The 17,449-nt window shown below is 62.5% G+C and carries 14 protein-coding genes and 1 tRNA gene; 5 read left to right on the top strand and 10 right to left on the bottom strand.

Annotation, left to right across the window (positions count from 1 at the left end; translation table 11 throughout):
* Nucleotides 1-36: 36 nt before the first annotated feature.
* Nucleotides 37-534 carry a GNAT family N-acetyltransferase gene (locus tag ACRTG1_RS10290; protein WP_299935307.1) on the top strand — a complete coding sequence of 166 codons (498 nt, stop codon included), beginning with the start codon at nucleotides 37-39 and terminating at the stop codon, nucleotides 532-534.
* 132 nt (nucleotides 535-666) lie between these two features.
* Here ACRTG1_RS10290 and ACRTG1_RS10285 read toward each other — a convergent pair whose 3' ends face one another.
* The 10 genes from ACRTG1_RS10285 to ACRTG1_RS10240 form a co-directional block, all read right to left on the bottom strand.
* Nucleotides 667-3,753 carry a molybdopterin dinucleotide binding domain-containing protein gene (locus ACRTG1_RS10285; RefSeq protein ID WP_432516226.1) on the bottom strand — a complete coding sequence of 1,029 codons (3,087 nt, stop codon included), beginning with the start codon at nucleotides 3,751-3,753 and terminating at the stop codon, nucleotides 667-669.
* Nucleotides 3,746-4,903 carry an NrfD/PsrC family molybdoenzyme membrane anchor subunit gene (gene nrfD, locus ACRTG1_RS10280; RefSeq protein ID WP_317087882.1) on the bottom strand — a complete coding sequence of 386 codons (1,158 nt, stop codon included), beginning with the start codon at nucleotides 4,901-4,903 and terminating at the stop codon, nucleotides 3,746-3,748. Before nrfD ends, ACRTG1_RS10285 begins: the two co-directional genes overlap by 8 nt.
* Entirely contained in the window at nucleotides 4,884-5,663 is a 780-nt protein-coding gene (gene dsrO / locus ACRTG1_RS10275) for a sulfate reduction electron transfer complex DsrMKJOP subunit DsrO (protein ID WP_113155460.1), read from the bottom strand. The genes nrfD and dsrO overlap by 20 nt, the downstream gene beginning before the upstream one ends.
* A gap of 346 nt (nucleotides 5,664-6,009) precedes the next feature.
* Complete coding sequence (gene radC / locus ACRTG1_RS10270; protein WP_206546353.1) at nucleotides 6,010-6,765, bottom strand: RadC family protein; 756 nt, start codon at nucleotides 6,763-6,765, stop codon at nucleotides 6,010-6,012.
* A gap of 71 nt (nucleotides 6,766-6,836) precedes the next feature.
* Nucleotides 6,837-7,664: a type I methionyl aminopeptidase gene (gene map, locus ACRTG1_RS10265; protein ID WP_113155458.1), complete on the bottom strand. Its 828-nt coding sequence runs from the start codon at nucleotides 7,662-7,664 to the stop codon at nucleotides 6,837-6,839.
* 57 nt (nucleotides 7,665-7,721) lie between these two features.
* Nucleotides 7,722-8,423, bottom strand: a complete 702-nt coding sequence (gene sfsA, locus ACRTG1_RS10260) for a DNA/RNA nuclease SfsA (protein WP_113155457.1) — start codon at nucleotides 8,421-8,423, stop codon at nucleotides 7,722-7,724.
* Between the two features lie 61 nt (nucleotides 8,424-8,484).
* The gene (locus tag ACRTG1_RS10255) at nucleotides 8,485-9,459 is read right to left on the bottom strand and encodes a hypothetical protein (RefSeq protein ID WP_210344230.1); all 975 of its coding nucleotides are present in this window, start codon (nucleotides 9,457-9,459) and stop codon (nucleotides 8,485-8,487) included.
* A 148-nt stretch (nucleotides 9,460-9,607) separates the two neighbouring features.
* Nucleotides 9,608-9,683, bottom strand: a tRNA-Glu gene (locus tag ACRTG1_RS10250).
* Between the two features lie 81 nt (nucleotides 9,684-9,764).
* Nucleotides 9,765-10,913, bottom strand: a complete 1,149-nt coding sequence (locus tag ACRTG1_RS10245) for a D-Ala-D-Ala carboxypeptidase family metallohydrolase (protein ID WP_432516225.1) — start codon at nucleotides 10,911-10,913, stop codon at nucleotides 9,765-9,767.
* A 280-nt stretch (nucleotides 10,914-11,193) separates the two neighbouring features.
* Nucleotides 11,194-13,023 carry a PHA/PHB synthase family protein gene (locus ACRTG1_RS10240; protein WP_113155455.1) on the bottom strand — a complete coding sequence of 610 codons (1,830 nt, stop codon included), beginning with the start codon at nucleotides 13,021-13,023 and terminating at the stop codon, nucleotides 11,194-11,196.
* A 200-nt stretch (nucleotides 13,024-13,223) separates the two neighbouring features.
* Here ACRTG1_RS10240 and ACRTG1_RS10235 point away from each other — a divergent pair, with 200 nt between their 5' ends.
* The 4 genes from ACRTG1_RS10235 (at nucleotide 13,224) to glpX (ending at nucleotide 17,357) form a co-directional block, all read left to right on the top strand.
* Nucleotides 13,224-13,580, top strand: a complete 357-nt coding sequence (locus ACRTG1_RS10235; RefSeq protein ID WP_432516224.1) for a hypothetical protein — start codon at nucleotides 13,224-13,226, stop codon at nucleotides 13,578-13,580.
* Between the two features lie 84 nt (nucleotides 13,581-13,664).
* On the top strand, nucleotides 13,665-14,885 hold the full coding sequence (locus tag ACRTG1_RS10230; protein WP_206546348.1) for an LL-diaminopimelate aminotransferase: 1,221 nt from the start codon (nucleotides 13,665-13,667) through the stop codon (nucleotides 14,883-14,885).
* A gap of 40 nt (nucleotides 14,886-14,925) precedes the next feature.
* Complete coding sequence (locus ACRTG1_RS10225; protein WP_113155453.1) at nucleotides 14,926-16,239, top strand: homoserine dehydrogenase; 1,314 nt, start codon at nucleotides 14,926-14,928, stop codon at nucleotides 16,237-16,239.
* Between the two features lie 140 nt (nucleotides 16,240-16,379).
* The gene (gene glpX / locus ACRTG1_RS10220) at nucleotides 16,380-17,357 is read left to right on the top strand and encodes a class II fructose-bisphosphatase (protein WP_113155452.1); all 978 of its coding nucleotides are present in this window, start codon (nucleotides 16,380-16,382) and stop codon (nucleotides 17,355-17,357) included.
* The last annotated feature ends 92 nt before the right edge of the window (nucleotides 17,358-17,449 follow it).

Genomic DNA, 17,449 nt, shown 5'->3' with positions numbered 1-17,449 from the left:
GAGAGGGGAGCGGAGGCTCGTGCTTGTGAGAAGGCCATGCAGATGAATATCAGACGGCTTGGAGCCGAAGACGCGCGCGCGTTCAGAGAACTGAGGCTCGAGGGGCTAAAGATGCATCCCGAGGCGTTCGGCGCTTCGTTTGATGATGAGCTTGCCCAGCCGCTGGAACGGGCAGCCGCACGTTTGGCGGAGAATGTCGTTTTGGGTGGATTTGACGCTGCTGGAGCCTTGCAGGGGATCATCGGTCTCCGCAGGGAAAAGGCGGCCAAGATCAGACACAGGGCCGGCATCTGGGGGATGTATGTGGCTCCTTCTGCTCGCGGCACCGGTCTGGCGAAAAACCTGCTGCAGGCAGCCATCAACGAAGCCATGGTTGATTGCCAGTCAGTCCTGCTTTCCGTGACCGCTTCAAACGAAGCGGCAAAAAGGCTGTATCAGCGCGCAGGTTTCAGGGAATGGGCGGTTGATCGGAAGGCGCTCTGCGTTGAGGGGGCATTTGTTGACGAAGTGCTGATGCGTCTCGACTTTGCATGACGGCTGAACCGGCAGAGCCGCCCCGTCGCCGGTCGCGACTGCTTCCATCGCTCAAATCAGGGCGCATGCCGCGTTTTCAAGACAAAGCCCCCGCGCATGGCGCGAGGGCTTGAGACCGTCGTTGGGCTTTGATCAGGCAGCGCGGACCCGGATCGGCAGGCCCTGACGCACGGATGCGCCTGACACGGGCTCCAGCCAGGTGCCCAGCGTCTGCCGTGTCGGGTCGGCAAAGCCCAGATCGTTGATGTTGACGCCGGCCGCAATCCACGGATTGCCGGCCATGGTCCTGTCGTCGATCACATGATCGCGCGCGCCCAGCTCCGTATGGCCGAAACTGTGCTCGATACCGATCGTGCCGGGCATCACGCCATTGGTGACGATCGCCAGTCCGCGAATGGCGCCACCGGGGCTTTCCACCACGATCTCGTCACCATGGGCGACGCCGAGCGCCGCCGCATCCTCGCTGTTGACGAGCATGGGGTTGTAGGGCTTGATCATGCGCAGCCGCTCAAGCCCGATGGCATAGCTGTTCATCACGTTCGACTTGTAGGAGAAGGCGAGCATCGGCCATTCCTCCTCGGTGAAGTGATCGCGCATGGGTGAACCATCGGCCATGACCGGCGGCTGCAGCTTTGCAGTGCCGAACAGGCGCTTGCCGGTCATGCTGTCGACGCAGGTGCCCACATCCTCGTTCCAGACGCAGAGCTGGCGCTTCCACAGATTGCCGAGCGTATCCCCCTTGCGCGCGTCGGCGAAAGTCTGGAACCGGCCGCCACGCGAATAAAGATGCGCCACGGGGCCGCGCTCTTCTGCCGGCAGGGTGGCCTCGATGGCCGGCAGAAGGCGTTCCAGGCCCGAGAAGCGGATGTCTTCTTCGCTGGCGTCGGGAAGCGTCTCGCCGGTGAAGGCGATGTTGGCCGCCGCACGCAGGTAGAAGTCTTCCGCCCGGTTGAGCGGATGCTTGCCGCCATTGGCGTCGGTGATGGCTGCATCGCCAAAGCCCTTGAGGCCGAGACGCTTGGACAGTGCGATGAAGAAACTGTCCATGCTCACGGGCTCGCCGTCCTGCGTCTTCGCCTGACGTGGCTCGACGATGGGCCAGCAGGCCGTGGTCATCTTGGTCAAGTTGCCCGACCAAGCGCCCGTGAAGCCCCAGACTTCATACATGACCGAATCCGGCACGATGTAGTCGGCGTAGGTGTTGGTCTCGTTGATGAAACCATCCACGGCCACATAGAGCGGCAGCACTTTGGGATCGGCAAGCTTGTCGCGCAGCACGGCCCTGAGGCCGGCCTGGCCGTACATCGGATTGCACATGACGCCGATCATCGCCTTGATCGGGTAGGGATATCCTTCCACGGCAGCGGTGATGTGGTCGGTCAGGACCGGCGGCGCCAGCCGACGCCAGGGCGCACGGGCCGGGTAGGGGTTCTTGCCCTCGGCCTTGAGACGCTTGAACTCGCTCGTCTTCTCATAGGGGAAGCGCGAGCGCGACAGGAACACGCCCTTTGGCTTGCGCGCGCCTTGGAAGCCCGCGAGGTCGTAGCGGGGGCCTCCGGCAGTGCCGTTGAAATTGCCGCCGCCATGGGCGTTGCCGCCGGTGTGGTTGATGTTGCCGAGAAGCACGTTGAGCAATTGCAGCGAGAAGGCTGCATAGAAACCGGCACCCGACATCATGCCGCCATGGCAGTCGACCACGGCGGTGCGGCCATGCTCGGCCAGCTTGTCGGCCATCTCCTGCATGCGCGCGACGGGGATGCCGCAGGTCTCCGACATTTCGTCCAGCGTGTGCGCTTCCGCCTCGTCACGAAGCAGACGCAGGCCGGTGCGCACCTCAATGGTGTTGCCATCCGCCAGCGTGACGGTTTCAGCGGCAAAGAGCGCTGCCTGATCGACGGCGTTGGCCGGCACGATCTGGCCATTGGCATCCACGACCATGGGCGCATCGTCCTCGCTACCGGCTTCCTTGAGGCCGAGATCGGACTCGCGCAGGAAAGCGCCGGCGCGCGGATGGTTCTCGTCGATGATAACCAGATGCGTCGCATTGCTGTTGGAAGGCTCGCCGGCGGCTCTGGCGGCATCCGGGTTGGGGATCGCCAGATAGTCGGCCGCATAGCCTTCATTGTCGAACAGGAGCTTGATGAGCGCCATGCCGAGCGCGGCATCGGTGCCCGGCTTGACCGGCACCCAGTTGGCGCGTTTGCCGGCGGCGCGCGCGACCGAGGCGTTCAGCGCCGGATCCACGACCATGTATTCGAGCGAACCGTCGACACGCGCCTTGGACAGAAGCCGTCCCTGCCGCTTGAACGGGTTGCCGGCCTGTGATGGCGCGGTGCCGACGAACAGGCCGAACGTGGCCTTTTCATAGTCGGGCTTTACATGGGCGTTCTTGGCGAGATCGTTCATCATCGCGCCCGCGCCCATGCGGAAGGCGAGGCCGCAATAGGAGCCGTGATGGCCATAATTGCGGGTGCCGAACGCCTTGTCGGAGAAACGGCGCAGAAGGGCCGAACGTCCATAATCGGTGGCTTCCATGACCAGAAGCTGGTTGGTCATGGGGCCGTATTCGGGGTTTTCCGGGTCGAGCGGCGTCTCATAGTCGTTGATCGCGGCAAGTCCGTCCACCTGGCCTTCGCCGAACAGATCGCCGCCCTCGACGATTTCCTCGATGAGCTGCTCGAAGCTGATCGTCTCCCACTTGCCTTCGCCGCGTTTTCCCGTGCGCTTCAGGCACGCGGTGACGCGCTGCGGGCTGGTCATCTGCGCGATCATGGCATTGCCGCGCGCGCAGGTGGTGGAGCGGTTGGCCCAGCCCTGATCGGCATAGGCGGTGGTGCGCAGGAGCGCATCCTTGACCGGCATGGTCTCGTCGGTGTGCACCTCCGAGGACAGCGGGTTGAACGGGTTGCCGATCGAGCGCAGCACCTCTTCGGTGTTGTTGTCGATGCGCACCCGCACGCCGCATTTGGTGGTGCAGCCATAGCAGACGGTGAAGGCGACGCGCTGGTCGGGATTGAGCTCCATCGCGCCGGTTTCGAGATCGACCCTGTATTCGGGATCGAGCGCATTGCCGTAGACGGGGTGGCGGGGCTTTTCGCCCGAGCTGCCGGTCAGGCCCTTGGCCATGCGGGTCAGCGGCTCGGAATAGCCGGCGACGAAAGTGGCTGCGCCGGCGGCGGCAACGCCACCCTTGAGCAGGTTGCGGCGGTTCTTATCCATGGCTGGGAACTCCCTTGGCGGAGATGTCGGTCTTTTCTGCGGGCGCATCGGCGGGGCCGTCGAGCGCCTGTTTCCACGGTACGAACATGTCGATGACGAGCAGGAGGGCGATCCAGAGCCCGAAGGTTCCGATCACGCCGAGCCAGCCGCTGGACCCCCAGCCAACCACATATTCGAGATAGCCGGCGGTCTGCTTCTGCACCGTCTGCACGTCCATCAGCACGTTCCAGCGGGCCATCCAGGCGAGATGCAGCGCCACCAGCCCGATGATCCAGCCCCAGATGCGCGCGCCGTTGCGCCACACGAGCAGGAAGCTGACAAGCGTCATGGATGCGCCGATGGAGAGGCTCCAGATGGCCGTGGATCGCCATTCGGCGCTGTGGCGCACCGACTGGATGGCGGCTGCGACGGAGCTGTCTTCCACGAAGATTCCCTCAAGCGCCCAGGCAAGGGCCACAAGCGCCGTCACCACCGCGGCGGCGACAACCACCATCAGCATGTTGCGGTCGGTGTCGGCGTCGCGCGTGCCGGTGAAGCGGTTGAGCACGAGCACCAGACCGGCAGCGCCGATGAAGCCCGTGGCTGCGAAGAAGGGCAGGAGCCATTGCGTGTTCCACAGCGGACGACCTTTGAGGATGGCCACTTCGCTGCCGGTGTAGATGGCAATGGCGAACGACATCACGGCAGCGAACAGCGCAAGTGCAACGACTGCGAAGCGCGGGGTCTGCCAGCCGCCAAGCGTGGCGATGCGGGCGATGAGGCCGGTCATGTCGTCACGCGTGCGCCAGGCCAGCATGGGCTCGCGCCAGACAAGCCAGGCGAGCGCTATGATCGCGAAGACGAAGGGCGGCAGCATGAGGCTGCCGATGGACATCCACGACCACGGTGTGAAGTAGGCATAAAAATGCCAGAACCGCAGCGGCTGATGCAGATCGGCCAGAAGCGCGATGGGGGCAACGATGGCGGTTGTCATCGCGCCAAGGAGCGCATAGCGCGCCGTCGCCTTCCAGCGGCGTGCGCCGAGAAGACCCGGCAGGGCCAGCCAGAGCGAGGCATAGGCCAGCGCAATCATGAAAAAGTACTGCACGGCCCATGGGTACCAGGCGATCTGGTAGCGTGGCGCGAGGATCTCAATGACCGCTGAATTCATAGTGCAACTCCTCATTGTCCGTGCCACGGATTTCCCAGATCGAGGCGAAGGCCTCGGGGCGGTCGACGAAGCGTTCATCCATGCCGAGATAGAAGACGTGCGGCAGCGTTCCCTTTTCGGGCTGCAGAACCTGCAATTCGTCCCGGTGCTCGGCGATCATGCGGGCAATGGTGCTTTCGGGATCGTTCAGATCGCCGATGATGCGCGCGCCGCCGACGCAGCTTTCAACACAGGCCGGCAGAAGACCGGCTTCCAGCCGGTGGGTGCAGAATGTGCACTTGTCGGCGGTCTGCGTCTTGTCGTTGATGAAGCGCGCATCATAGGGGCAGGCCTGTACGCAATAGGCGCAGCCGACGCAGCGTTCCGCATCGACGACGACGATGCCGTCTTCCTGCTGATAGGTGGCCTGCACCGGGCAGACCGGCACGCAGGGCGGGTTGTCGCAGTGATTGCACAGCCGTGGCAGGAAGAAGGTCGACATGTCGCCCGTCTCAGGATCGTCGACCTCATATTGCGACACGATGGTGCGGAACTTGCCCAGCGGCGCATCGTTTTCCAGATGGCACGAAACCGTGCAGGCCTGGCAACCGATGCAGCGGCGCAGGTCGATCAGCATGGCGTAGCGCTTTGTGGGATCACCGCCGCGACGCGGCGGCTGGTCGTTGATGGCGGCTTCCGCCACCGTGGCCAGTGGCACGAGGCTGGCGCCCGCGGCAAGCCGCGCGAGCTGCCCCATGAACATCCGTCTTGCAAGATCCATGTGACCTCCAATGAGTTTGGCTAGCCCGCGAATCTGCAGGCAGGCATTGCTACGAAAGTCGTAGCCCGGAGGTTCGAGGTGGAATTTGACCAGAGTCAAAATTCCAAAAATATCAATGAGTTATGCTTTTTAGCATGGGTGCGATGCATTTCTGCATGCCTTGTTGGTAAATCGGCCGCGTAGCAGCGCTGCCCTGCCATTGCTGTCTGGCGGGGCTTCCCGTTTCGCGCGGGATGGTGGGCGCAGGCTAGAGCATCGGCCCGAAAATCGGAATCGATTTTCGGAAAGCACGATGCGCAGTTTCAATAGGTTAGAGCGTCCTTTGTGCATCTGAATGCACGGCGCTCTAGAAGAGCTGTAGCCCCTTGAAGCTCACATGGCCGTTCTTGCCGATGATGATGTGATCATGCACGGCGATGCCGAGCGGCGTCGCGGTTTGCACGATGGTTTTGGTCATCTCGATATCGGCGCGTGACGGCGTCGGGTCGCCCGAAGGGTGGTTGTGCACCAGCACCACGGCGCTCGCCGACAGTTCCAGCGCGCGCCGAACGAGTTCGCGCGGATAGACCGGTGTGTGGTCGACCGTGCCGGTCTGCTGCACTTCGTCGGCAATGAGCTGATTCTTCTTGTCGAGGAACAGGACGCGAAACTGTTCTATCTGCTCGTGCGCCATGGAGGCCATGCAATAGTCGATGACCTGTGACCAGGAGGTCAGCAGGTGGCGGCCGCGCAGTTCGGCTTTCAGCATGCGTCGGGCGAGGGTGGCGGCAATCTTGAGATCGCGTGCGGCAGCCTCGCCAATGCCTTCCACTTCCTGCAGAAGGCGCTCTGGCGCGCCGAGCACTTCGGGGAGTGAACCGAAGCGCTCCAGAAGGGCCTTTGCCGGCCCCTTGGTGTCTGCGCGGGGAATGGAGCGGAAGAGGAAGAGTTCGAGAAGCTCGTAATCCAGAAGCGCTTCGCTTCCATTGTCGGCGAAGCGCTGCCGTAACCTGTCTCGATGGCCGTGATAGTGCGGTTTTCGCGCTGGCTTTGCGCGTTCTATCTTCGTGGTCGGTCCGACTGGCCCTTCAGCAAAGAATGTGTGCTCGTCCTGCCTGCCCATAAGTGCCTCCCCCCTTGCACCGCTCAAACAGGCGTGAGTCCGCAACGGACTGCACGCACCGGTAGAGCAGTTTAGGCGGAGAGGCCGGGGCGGTCGAGCCCTGCAGGCGAAAGGGTGAAGATTTCACAACCGGTTTCGGTGACGCCGATTGAGTGCTCATACTGAGCCGAAAGCGAGCGGTCGCGCGTCACGGCCGTCCAGCCATCCGAGAGCACCTTCACATGCGGACGGCCAAGATTGATCATCGGCTCAATGGTGAAGATCATGCCAGGCCGCATCTCGACGCCTTCGCTCGGAGTGCCATAGTGCAGAATGTTCGGCGCGTCGTGGAACAGCTGTCCGAGGCCATGGCCGCAGAAATCGCGCACCACAGAGCAGCGCTCGCCTTCCGCATAGGACTGGATGGCGGCGCCGATTGCGCCGGTGCGTGCACCCGGCTTTACGGCGGCGATGCCGCGCATGAGGCATTCATGCGTGACTTCGAGAAGCCGTTCGGCCGCGCGCTTGATCGTGCCCACCGGATACATGCGGCTCGAATCGCCGTGCCAGCCGTCGAGAATGTAGGTGACGTCGATGTTCACGATGTCGCCTTCGCGCAGCGGCTTGTTGTCTGGAATGCCGTGGCAGACCACATGGTTGATCGAGGTGCAGGTGGACTTTGTGTAGCCGCGATAGTTGAGCGTCGCGGGAATGGCGCCATGGTCCATGCCGAACTCGAAGACGAAACGGTCGATCTCGTTGGTCGTCACGCCCGGCGCGACGCGGTCTGCCAGCTCATCAAGGCAGCGCGCCGTGAGGTTGCACGCCTTGCGCATGCCTTCAAAGCCCTCTTCGCCGTAAAGGCGGATCTGGCCGGTATTACGCATGGGGGCGGAGTCTGCTTCGAGATAGGTGACCATGGGGCTTTGGTTCGCTTGCGCTTTGTTCAATAATCGTTGTGCCGGATTTTGCGGCTTTTATCGCACGATGTCTATCAGACGATCCGGGCGGATGGCTTCAGGGGTGATTTGGCATTTGATGGCGTAAGCTTCAACCCCGGCGGCGCTGGCCTGCGCAAAAGCCGCAGCATAGGCGGGGTCCAGATCGCCACAGAGGCGGAAGCGGTCGCAGTCGCCGCGCTGCACCAGATAGATCATGATTGCGCGGTGGCCGGCGGCGCGCATGCCGATGAGCTCATGCAGGTGCCGCGCGCCGCGCTCCGTGACCGTGTCGGGGAACTCGGCCAGCCCCGGCTCGCGCATGAAGTGGACGTTCTTGACCTCCACATAGGCGCAGGCGCGGTCTGCGGCCTCCAGAAGCATGTCGATGCGCGAGCGCTCTCCGTAGCGTTGCTCGCGCTTCAGGACGGGGTAGGCGGCAAGATCGGAAACGAGGCCGGCGCGGATTGCTTCTTCGGCGAGCCTGTTGGGCAGGCCGGTGTTGATTCCGACCAGCGTGTCGTCCGCCTCCACGATCTCCAGGCGATGGGCGTATTTGCGCTTGGGATCGTCGGAGTGGGAGAGAAAGACGCGTGACCCTTCAGCGGTCAGGCCCAGCATGGAGCCGGTGTTGGGCACCGAAACCGTTGTCTGCGTTCCATCCTGCAGGATGACATCGGCCAGGAAGCGCTTGTAGCGGCGGATCAGCCGGGCTTCGATCAGGGGCTCTGGAAACTGCATTTGGGCCTTTCCGAAGGGAGAGTCTTTTCAGCGGGTTGCGTGGGCTTCTGCAAGCGCTGATTCAGGTGGACGGCTGGCCGTGGGCACTTATCGCTGCGCGCTTACGGTAATAACGGCCGAGCACGAGCGGCGTCAGATACATGGGGATCTGATAGCAGCCGATAAAGAGCAGAAGTGAATCGGTGACGCTCGCAGGAAGCGCAGTGAGGAAGAGGCCGATATTGCGGTTGCCGGCGGCAATGCCCAGAGGCGCTGCAATGGCTTTGGAGCCGGAGCGTTCCAGAAGTGTGGTCACGGCAAGCTGCAGAAGAAAGTTCGCTGCGAAGGCAATGGCGAGGTTGAGACCCACGAGGGCGGGGTCGACCAGCAGGGTTTCGCCAACGGCGGACATGAGCCCCACAACGACCACACCCATGAGAATCGCGGAAAGACCGTCGATCGAGCGTATGGCGGCGGGGCCGGGACTGCGTAACGCGAATCGGCGCAGCAGGAAGGCAGCAGAGACCGCCAGCGCGATAACGGCCAGCAGACGGCCTGCGGCCGCCAGAATCACGTCAGCGCTCCCCAGCGCGGGCGTGAGCCAGAATACGGGCAGAACGGTGAGTGGCAGGAGCGCGGTGCCGAGCGTCATGACCCGCATGACCGGTGCAGGATCGTTTCCCGTCATGATCGCCAGATGTGGGCTGCCGGAAACGGGCGCGGCTGCGGCCATGAGCACCAGAGCGGTGGGCAGAACGCCGGTCCAGCCGATGGCGAGGAAGAAGAGGGCGAAAGCGAGGGGAAGCGCCAGCTGAAAGGCGAGCGTGGCGACCAGTGACTGCCTCAGGTCGCTCAATGCGCCGATGAGGGCTCTGGGGCCGACGCGCAGCGCTGCAAGAAAGAGCAGGCCGGCGATCATTTCCGCAATCCATGGCTTTGCGGCGTGTGCTGCTGCCGGAGAAGCGATTCCCGCCACAAGCCCGGCTATCAGAAAGAATCGCGCATGCGAGGCTGCAAAGCCGAGCGTATTCGAAATGGCGGTCAGTACGCCCTGCATTCTCCCCGCCTTTCTCCCAAGGTCTCGACGGTAGGCGACTGGCCATGTGTCGAAGACATCTGCATCCGACAAGTACGCGGACTGCGAGAGCGGGTCAAACCGAAGCATTCGGCTGACGTTTTACTATGTGCAATTTCGGGAAAGAAACTGGCACGCCCAACGGGACTCGAACCCGTGTTTCCGCCGTGAAAGGGCGGCGTCCTAGACCGCTAGACGATGGGCGCGCTCGAGAACGAGACGGCTTATAGTAAGCTTCGCTGCATGGGGCAACCCATCAATTGATGGAACATGCATTTTTTTCAAAATTATTTTCTGCGGCGGCAGCGCCAGTTCCAATCGCGCTCCGGACCGACGTCCACATGCACGGATTTCGTGTGGCAATAGGTGCCTACACCACCACGGCCCGGCATGGAGCGAACGAACTTGGCCAGCTCCCATTTGCTGACGCCCGAAATCTGGATGTCGGCTGCCGCGCAATACATGTGCAGCGACTTGCGGGCGCCACGGACGCGACGGTTGTAGTTGGGGCTGCGATAGCCGGAGGTAACGACGATTCGTTTGCCGTAGTGGCGCTCAATGGCCTTGAGCATGCCAACGAGCGCTGGCTTCAGGCAGGCAGTGTCGACGCTTTCGCGCTGCTTGAGGAGGCCATTGGGCGCAAGGCGCGCCATGCCGGCCGCAGAGGCGACCTGATAGGCAGGCTCTTCTTCGTAAATGTCGGCGTCGGCATCATCGTCCGCGCCGGACTTGCTCGAGAATTCGAACAGGCTGTCACCCTGGCGCACGCCGGGAAGGGCCGCGCCGGTGCCGAGGGATGCCGTTACGGGCCGGCTCTCGGAGGTGGCGGCGAGAACCACTTTGGGTTTCTCTTCGGCCTTCTTTTGCGTCTTCTTCGGGTCGATGAGCGGGCGGGCCGCTCTTTCCGCGGCCTGGGCGGCCTTCGGCTCGCGAGCCGAGAAGAAGGCGGCAAGGAAAGTCTGTTTCTTGGCGGATGCTTCCGCCTCGGCTGCTGCGACGGCTTCTGCCTCCGCGGTTTCTGTTTCCGCCGGGCGGGCTGCAGGCTGGGGAACCTCTGCGGCGGCTGTCTGCGTCGTGGTTTCGACAGCCTGTTGCGCTGCGGTCTCTACCGGCGCTGTCTCGCCGGCCGGGGGCTGCTCATTCGTCTGAGCGGTCTGTGTCTGGGGTTCCGGGGCCGGGGTGGCCGCCGTTTGGGAGCCGGGGCGCGCTGCCGGGAGTGGAACACTGCTGCCTTCAGCGGCATTCTCTTCGCCGGGTGCTGCGGCAATAAGGTCGCTGTCGCTGGCCTCAAACCCGTCTTCGCCGGCGCTCGCCTGCAAATCGGTCGGTGTCAGGCCGAACTGCGTTACCGGATCTGATGTGGTGGAGCATGAAGCAAGAAAAAGAGCGCAAAGAACGCTGGCAAGGCTCGCACGCCCGCTACTCATCAACTTCATACAGCGCTTTCCGCTCTCGTCCCCCAGCAACAGAAGTCTGCCCCCTCATATGAATTCACGAACCAAACAACCCATGCCCGGTTACGGGCATGCAGCCACCGTTTGTCTGCTAACGAATCTTGGTCCCCATGTGGATAACTATCATAGGCGTTAGAAAACAATTAAGGCAACAACATGTTAGCTTTTAAGCATAGGCCAGAGACCCGGCTCAGTGCGTAAAAGCTTCTTTCGTTCGGTTACAACGCGTGATCAAGGTTTTGGTCCTTATCCAAGGGCGTGATCAGGCGCGGGTGCGAACATAATCTCCGGGTGCGTCGGCCAGAGCTTTCTTGCCTTTTGCGGGTTTGCGCGCCTTTACCTCTTCCTTGTCGAGGCCGGTGATCCATTCGTGCCATCTGGGCCACCAGGAGCCCGCGTTCTCCTTCGCCTGCGCCATCCAGTCGTCCAGTTCGCCTTCAGGCTTCGGTCCGCTCCAGAACTGGTATTTCTTCATCTCGGGCGGGTTGATCACGCCGGCGATGTGGCCGGACCCCGCGAGCACGAACTCCACCGGTCCACCGAAGAAACGGCTTCCCAAAAAGACGGATTTCGCAGGCGCGATGTGATCCTCGCGGGTGGCGAGGTTGAAGATCGGTATGTCGACATCTTCCAGATGCAGCGTCCTGCCGCGCAGCACCGCGCGACCCTGCGAGAGATTGTTCTCCAGATAGCAGTTGCGCAGGTAATAGGAGTGGTTCGCCGCTGCGAGCCGGGTGGAATCGGAGTTCCAGTAGAGAAGGTCAAAGGGCAGGGGCGCCTGACCGCGCAGGTAGTTGTTGACCACATAGGGCCAGATCAGGTCGCCCGCGCGCAGCATGTTGAAGGCGGTGGCCATGCGTGTGGCGTCCAGAAAACCGCGTTCACGCATTGCCGCGTCCAGCGCCTTTATCTGCTCTTCATCGACAAAGACCTTGAGATCGCCGGCAAAGGTGAAGTCCACCTGCGTTGTGAGGAAGGTTGCAGACGCGATGCGTTGCTCACCCTCTGCCGCCATCAGCGCGAGGCCTGCGGCAAGCAGCGTGCCGCCCACGCAATAGCCCATTGCGTTGACCTGCTTCTCGCCCGTCGCCTGTTCGATCGTGTCGAGCGCGAAGCGAATGCCCTCATCAATGTAATCACCCCAGTCCAGACAGGCGTGGCGCTCATCCGGGTTGATCCACGAGATGACAAACACCGTGTGGCCCTGTTCCACCGCCCAGCGGATGAAGGAGCGCTTGGGGTTGAGGTCGAGAATGTAGAACTTGTTGATCCATGGCGGCACGATGAGCAAGGGCCGCTTGAAAGCTTTCTTGGTGGTCGGCTCGTATTGCAGCACTTCCACAAGCCGGTTGCGGGCGATGACCTTGCCCGGCGTGGTGGCGATGTTCTCGCCCACCTTGAACTTGGAGGCGTCGGACTGGCGCAGTTTCAGGTCGCCCTTGCCAGCGGCGATGTCCTCGGCGAGCATGCGCATGCCGCGCACGAGATTTTCGCCGTCGCTCGCCATGGTTTCACGGTAAAGCTCGGGATTGGTGAGCAGGAAGTTCGACGGCGAGAGGGCCTGGCTCATCTGCTCGACATAGAAGCGGGCCTTGTGGCGCGTCGCCTCATCCAGATTGTCGGCTCCATCAACCAGGTCGGCCGCCCAGCGCGCGGTAACCAGATAGGCCTGTTTCAGGAAGCTGAAAAAGGCGTTGCGGCCCCATTCGGGGTCCTGAAACCGCTTGTCCCTGTCGGATGCCGGCGCATAGTCGGCGATGTTGTCTTCGCTCATGCGGCGGATCGCATTCGCCCAGATGCCCATGAACTCGCCAAAGAGCCGCGTCTGCGCCTCCAGTGCGCGCGCCGGATCGCTCAGCCAGTATTCACTGACGCGGGAGAACGTTTTGACCATGTCGGCGAGGGGCGCTGCGGAAATGTCGGTCGATTCGCCACTTTCGCGGGCCTGCCTCCAGGAGGCGGCCGCCTTGCCGAGCTCTTCGAGCGCCTGCGCCAGATTCTGCGCAAAACGCTGCGGATCTTTTGCGAAATACTGCTCTACCGTGCTGTCTGCTTGGTTTTCTGCGCCATTGGTCTGCTTTTCATGAGCCATGTTCTGCGCCTACAACCTAAACGCGCCTTTCAACGGGCGCGGTGTTAACATAATCTGACGGGAGGCTCCCCCTCTGCCATCATGCATGGTAGTGGCTTGAATCGGAAGAGAATATGAAAATCAAATCTCACGGCGGTTTTTTTCGCGCAGTCGCGCTTCTCGCTCCGGTGGTTGCGTTGCCGCCGATTCTGGGGGGGTGCATGAGCGCAAGCCTGGAGGATGCAGCGCCCGCCGCCGCCCTCCGCACGCCGCCCGTGGCTCCACAACCCGCCCCGCGCACGGCGGCAACGCCGTCGCAGAAGCCGACACCGGGTGCGCCCACACCGGGTGCAAATGTGACCGGCGCGTATCCTGACCTGAATGTGCCGCCGGCCTCGGCGACCGCGCCCATCGCGCCTTCGGAAAAGGATGCGCTGATGCGCGACCTGACAGCGACGCGGCAAAGGCTGGAGAACAGTGCGCCGGCAAATAATGCGGATGCCGAGGCGCGCCGTCTGCGCAATCTGGCGAAAACCCATGCCGAGCGGCAGCTTCAGGAAATCGAAAAGACCGAGTAGGGACGGGGTTCCTGCTCTCGACCGTTGACGGGATTGGGTATATGAGGACCGGGCGCGGCATCGCGCATCCCGTTTTGAGGTACGATGATGGAAGAATTCCATAAGATCCGCCGGCTTCCGCCTTATGTTTTCGAACAGGTAAACCGCCTGAAAGCCAGCGCGCGAGCGCGCGGCGCGGACATCATCGATCTCGGAATGGGCAATCCCGACCTGCCGACGCCGCAGGCCATTGTCGACAAGCTGTGCGACGTGGTGCGCGATCCGCGCACGCATCGCTATTCTTCTTCGCGGGGCATTCCGGGATTGCGCCGTGCGCAGGCGGCTTATTATGAGCGCCGCTTTGGTGTGAAGCTTGATCCCGAGACCCAGATTGTCGCGACGCTTGGCTCGAAGGAAGGTTTTGCCAACATGGCCCAGGCGATCACCGCGCCGGGCGATGTGGTTCTTTGCCCGAACCCGACCTATCCGATCCATACATTCGGCTTCATCATGTCGGGCGGCGTCGTGCGCGCCATTCCCGCCGAGCCGGATGAGAATTTCATTCCCGCGCTTGAACGCGCGGTGCGCTATTCGACGCCAAAGCCGCTGGCGCTGATCCTCAACTATCCGTCAAATCCGACGGCCTGTATGGCGTCGCTCGATTTCTACAGGGACGTCGTTGCGTTCGCCCGCAAGAATGACCTCATCATTTTGTCGGATCTCGCCTATTCGGAAATCTATTTCGACGGCAACCCGCCGCCCTCCGTTCTGGAGGTTCCGGGCGCAATGGATGTGACGGTGGAGTTCACCTCCATGTCGAAGACCTTCTCCATGCCCGGCTGGCGCATGGGGTTTGCGGTCGGCAATGAGCGTCTGATCGCAGCGCTCTCGCGGGTGAAGTCCTATCTGGACTATGGCGCGTTCACGCCGATCCAGGTGGCTGCTGCCGCCGCGCTCAATTCCGATGGCTCCGAGATCGAAGAGGTGCGCGAGGTCTATCACCGCCGCCGCGATGTGCTCGTCGAGTCTTTTGGTCGCGCAGGCTGGGAGGTTCCGCCTCCGCCGGCCACCATGTTTGCCTGGGTGCCGATCCCCGAAGCCTATCGCGCGCTTGGCTCGCTTGAGTTTTCCAAGCTGCTGGTCGAGAAGGCGGAGGTGGCGGTCGCGCCGGGCATCGGTTTCGGCGAGTTTGGCGATCAGCATGTGCGCATTGCACTGGTGGAGAACGAGCACCGGATTCGCCAGGCGGCGCGCAGCATCAAGCGCTTCCTTGCAACGGCGCCCGAAAACACCGACAACGTCATCCCGCTCGGCGCCCGTCGCTGAGTCCCACTTACAGACTGTTCAAGAAGGAGCACGCCGCATCATGTCCGAAGCGTTGCGTATTGGAATTGCGGGTTTGGGAACCGTAGGAGCTTCTGTCGTGCGCTGCATGACGGAGAAGGAAGCGGAACTGACCAGGCAATGCGGACGCATGATGACGCTCACGGCTGTCTCGGCGCGCGACCGAACCCGTGACCGTGGCGTCGATCTCGGCAATGCAAAGTGGTTCGATGATCCGGTGGAGCTCGCCCGTTCGTCTGATATCGACGTGTTCGTCGAACTGATCGGCGGCGATAGCGGCCCTGCCTATGACGCGGTGAAGGCAGCGCTTGAGGCTGGTCATCACGTGGTGACCGCCAACAAGGCGCTTCTGTCCAAACATGGCGTGGCGCTGGCGACGATTGCTGAGGAAAAGGGCGTTCTCCTCAACTATGAGGCGGCGGTCGCTGGCGGCATTCCGGTCATCAAGACCATGCGCGAAGCGCTGGCCGGTAATGATGTGAGCCGCGTGTTCGGCATCATGAATGGTACGGCCAACTACATTCTGACGCGGATGGAAGAAGAGGGGCTTTCCTTTGAGGACTGCCTCGCAGAGGCTCAGCGTCTTGGTTATGCCGAAGCCGATCCGACCTTCGATATCGAGGGACACGACACGGCGCACAAGCTCTCGATCCTCACGAGCCTTGCCTTTGGCTGCCAGATCTCGGCTGACGACATCTACATGGAAGGCATTTCCAACATCAGCCAGGCCGATATTCGCGCCGCCAGCGAACTCGGCTACCGCATCAAGCTTCTGGGCGTCGCGCAGCGCACCGACAGCGGCATCGAGCAGCGCGTGCACCCGACCATGGTTCCCACGCAGTCCGTGATCGCTCAGGTGCACGGCGTGACCAACGCCGTGGCAATCGAGACCGATGTTCTGGGCGAGCTCCTGCTCTCCGGCCCCGGCGCCGGCGGCAATGCGACGGCCTCTGCCGTGATCGGCGACATGGCGGATATCGCCAAGAGCCGGCCCGGCTTCCAGCATGGCCCGGTCTTCGGGCGTCCGGCCGCGAAGCTGAAGCCTTACCAGCGTGCGCGCATGCGTGCGCATGAGGGCGGCTACTTCATCCGCATGACCGTGCATGACCGCGCCGGCGTGTTCGCAGCCATTGCCAAGCGTATGGCCGATAACGAGATTTCGCTGGAATCCATCGTTCAGCACGCCGATGGCGGTCTGCCGGAGGATCAGAAGAACGTGATTCTCGTGACCCATGAGACCACCGAGGAAGCCGTGCGCAAGGCGGTGGATGGTGTGATTGCGGACGGTCACATGGTCGACAAGCCCCAGGTTATCCGCATCGAGCGGGCAGCCTGACGCAGGTTTAGCGTCTGTCACATTTATTCAATCGATTCATGTTTTTGACGGGGCGGTGAGGGACTTGCCGTCCCGCGCCGTCTTTGTCACAAGAAGCCGGCCCGCTCATGGGGAGCGGAAGAACATCAGGATTTGAGTCAATGTTGAAAGCCTCGCAGGCGGGTCTCGACCGCATTCTCACGCTGGAACTCGTTCGTGTGACGGAGCGCGCGGCTGTGGCTGCAGCGCGGCTGCGCGGACGTGGTGACGAGAAGGCCGCCGATCAGGTGGCCGTCGACGCGATGCGCTCCGAACTCAACCGCCTGCCCATTCAGGGCACGGTGGTGATCGGCGAAGGCGAACGCGACGAAGCGCCGATGCTTTACATCGGTGAGGAAGTGGGCGTGGGCGAAGGCCCGGAAGTCGACATCGCGCTCGACCCGCTGGAAGGCACCACGATCTGCGCCAAGAACCTGCCGAACTCGCTGGCGGTGATCGCCATCGCAGAGCGCGGCAGCCTGCTTTATGCGCCCGACGTCTACATGGAAAAGATTGCCGTCGGCCCGGGCTATCCCGAGGGCGTTGTCGATCTCGATGCGCCGGCCGTGGAGAACATCGAAGCGCTGGCCAAGGCCAAGGGCGTTCCGGTCAATGAGATCACGGCCTGCATTCTCGATCGTCCGCGCCATGCGCGCCTGATCGAGGAAGTGCGCGGCACCGGCGCTGCAATTCGCCTGATCGGCGATGGCGACGTGGCCGGCGTGATCCACACGACCGACCCGGACGAAACCGGCATCGACATCTATCTGGGCATCGGTGGCGCGCCGGAAGGCGTTCTGGCGGCTGCCGCCCTGCGCTGCATTGGCGGCCAGATGCAGGGACGTCTGCAGCTCAACACCGAGGAAAAGGTGGCGCGCGCGGCCAAGATGGGAATTTCCGATCCCGCCAAGGTCTACCGCATGGACGAGATGGCCAAGGGCGACGTTCTGTTCGCTGCGACCGGCGTGACGGACGGCAACCTGCTTTCAGGCGTGAAGTTCGGCCGTGACCAGATCTCCACCCACACCATCGTCATGCGCTCTTCTTCGCAGACGGTGCGCGAGATCATCGCCCGCCACCAGGATCTGGACAAGTTTTAGAGCATCGGACCGAAAAGTGGGATCCGGTTTTCGGGTCATTCCGATGCTCCATCAATGATTTAGATCGTCCTTTGTGCGTCCTGATGGACGCA

Origin of the sequence: Nitratireductor sp. PBL-C9 (assembly GCF_050877045.1) — a bacterium.
GTDB lineage: Bacteria > Pseudomonadota > Alphaproteobacteria > Rhizobiales > Rhizobiaceae > Nitratireductor > Nitratireductor aquimarinus.
This window is presented reverse-complemented; position numbering and strand designations above follow the sequence as displayed.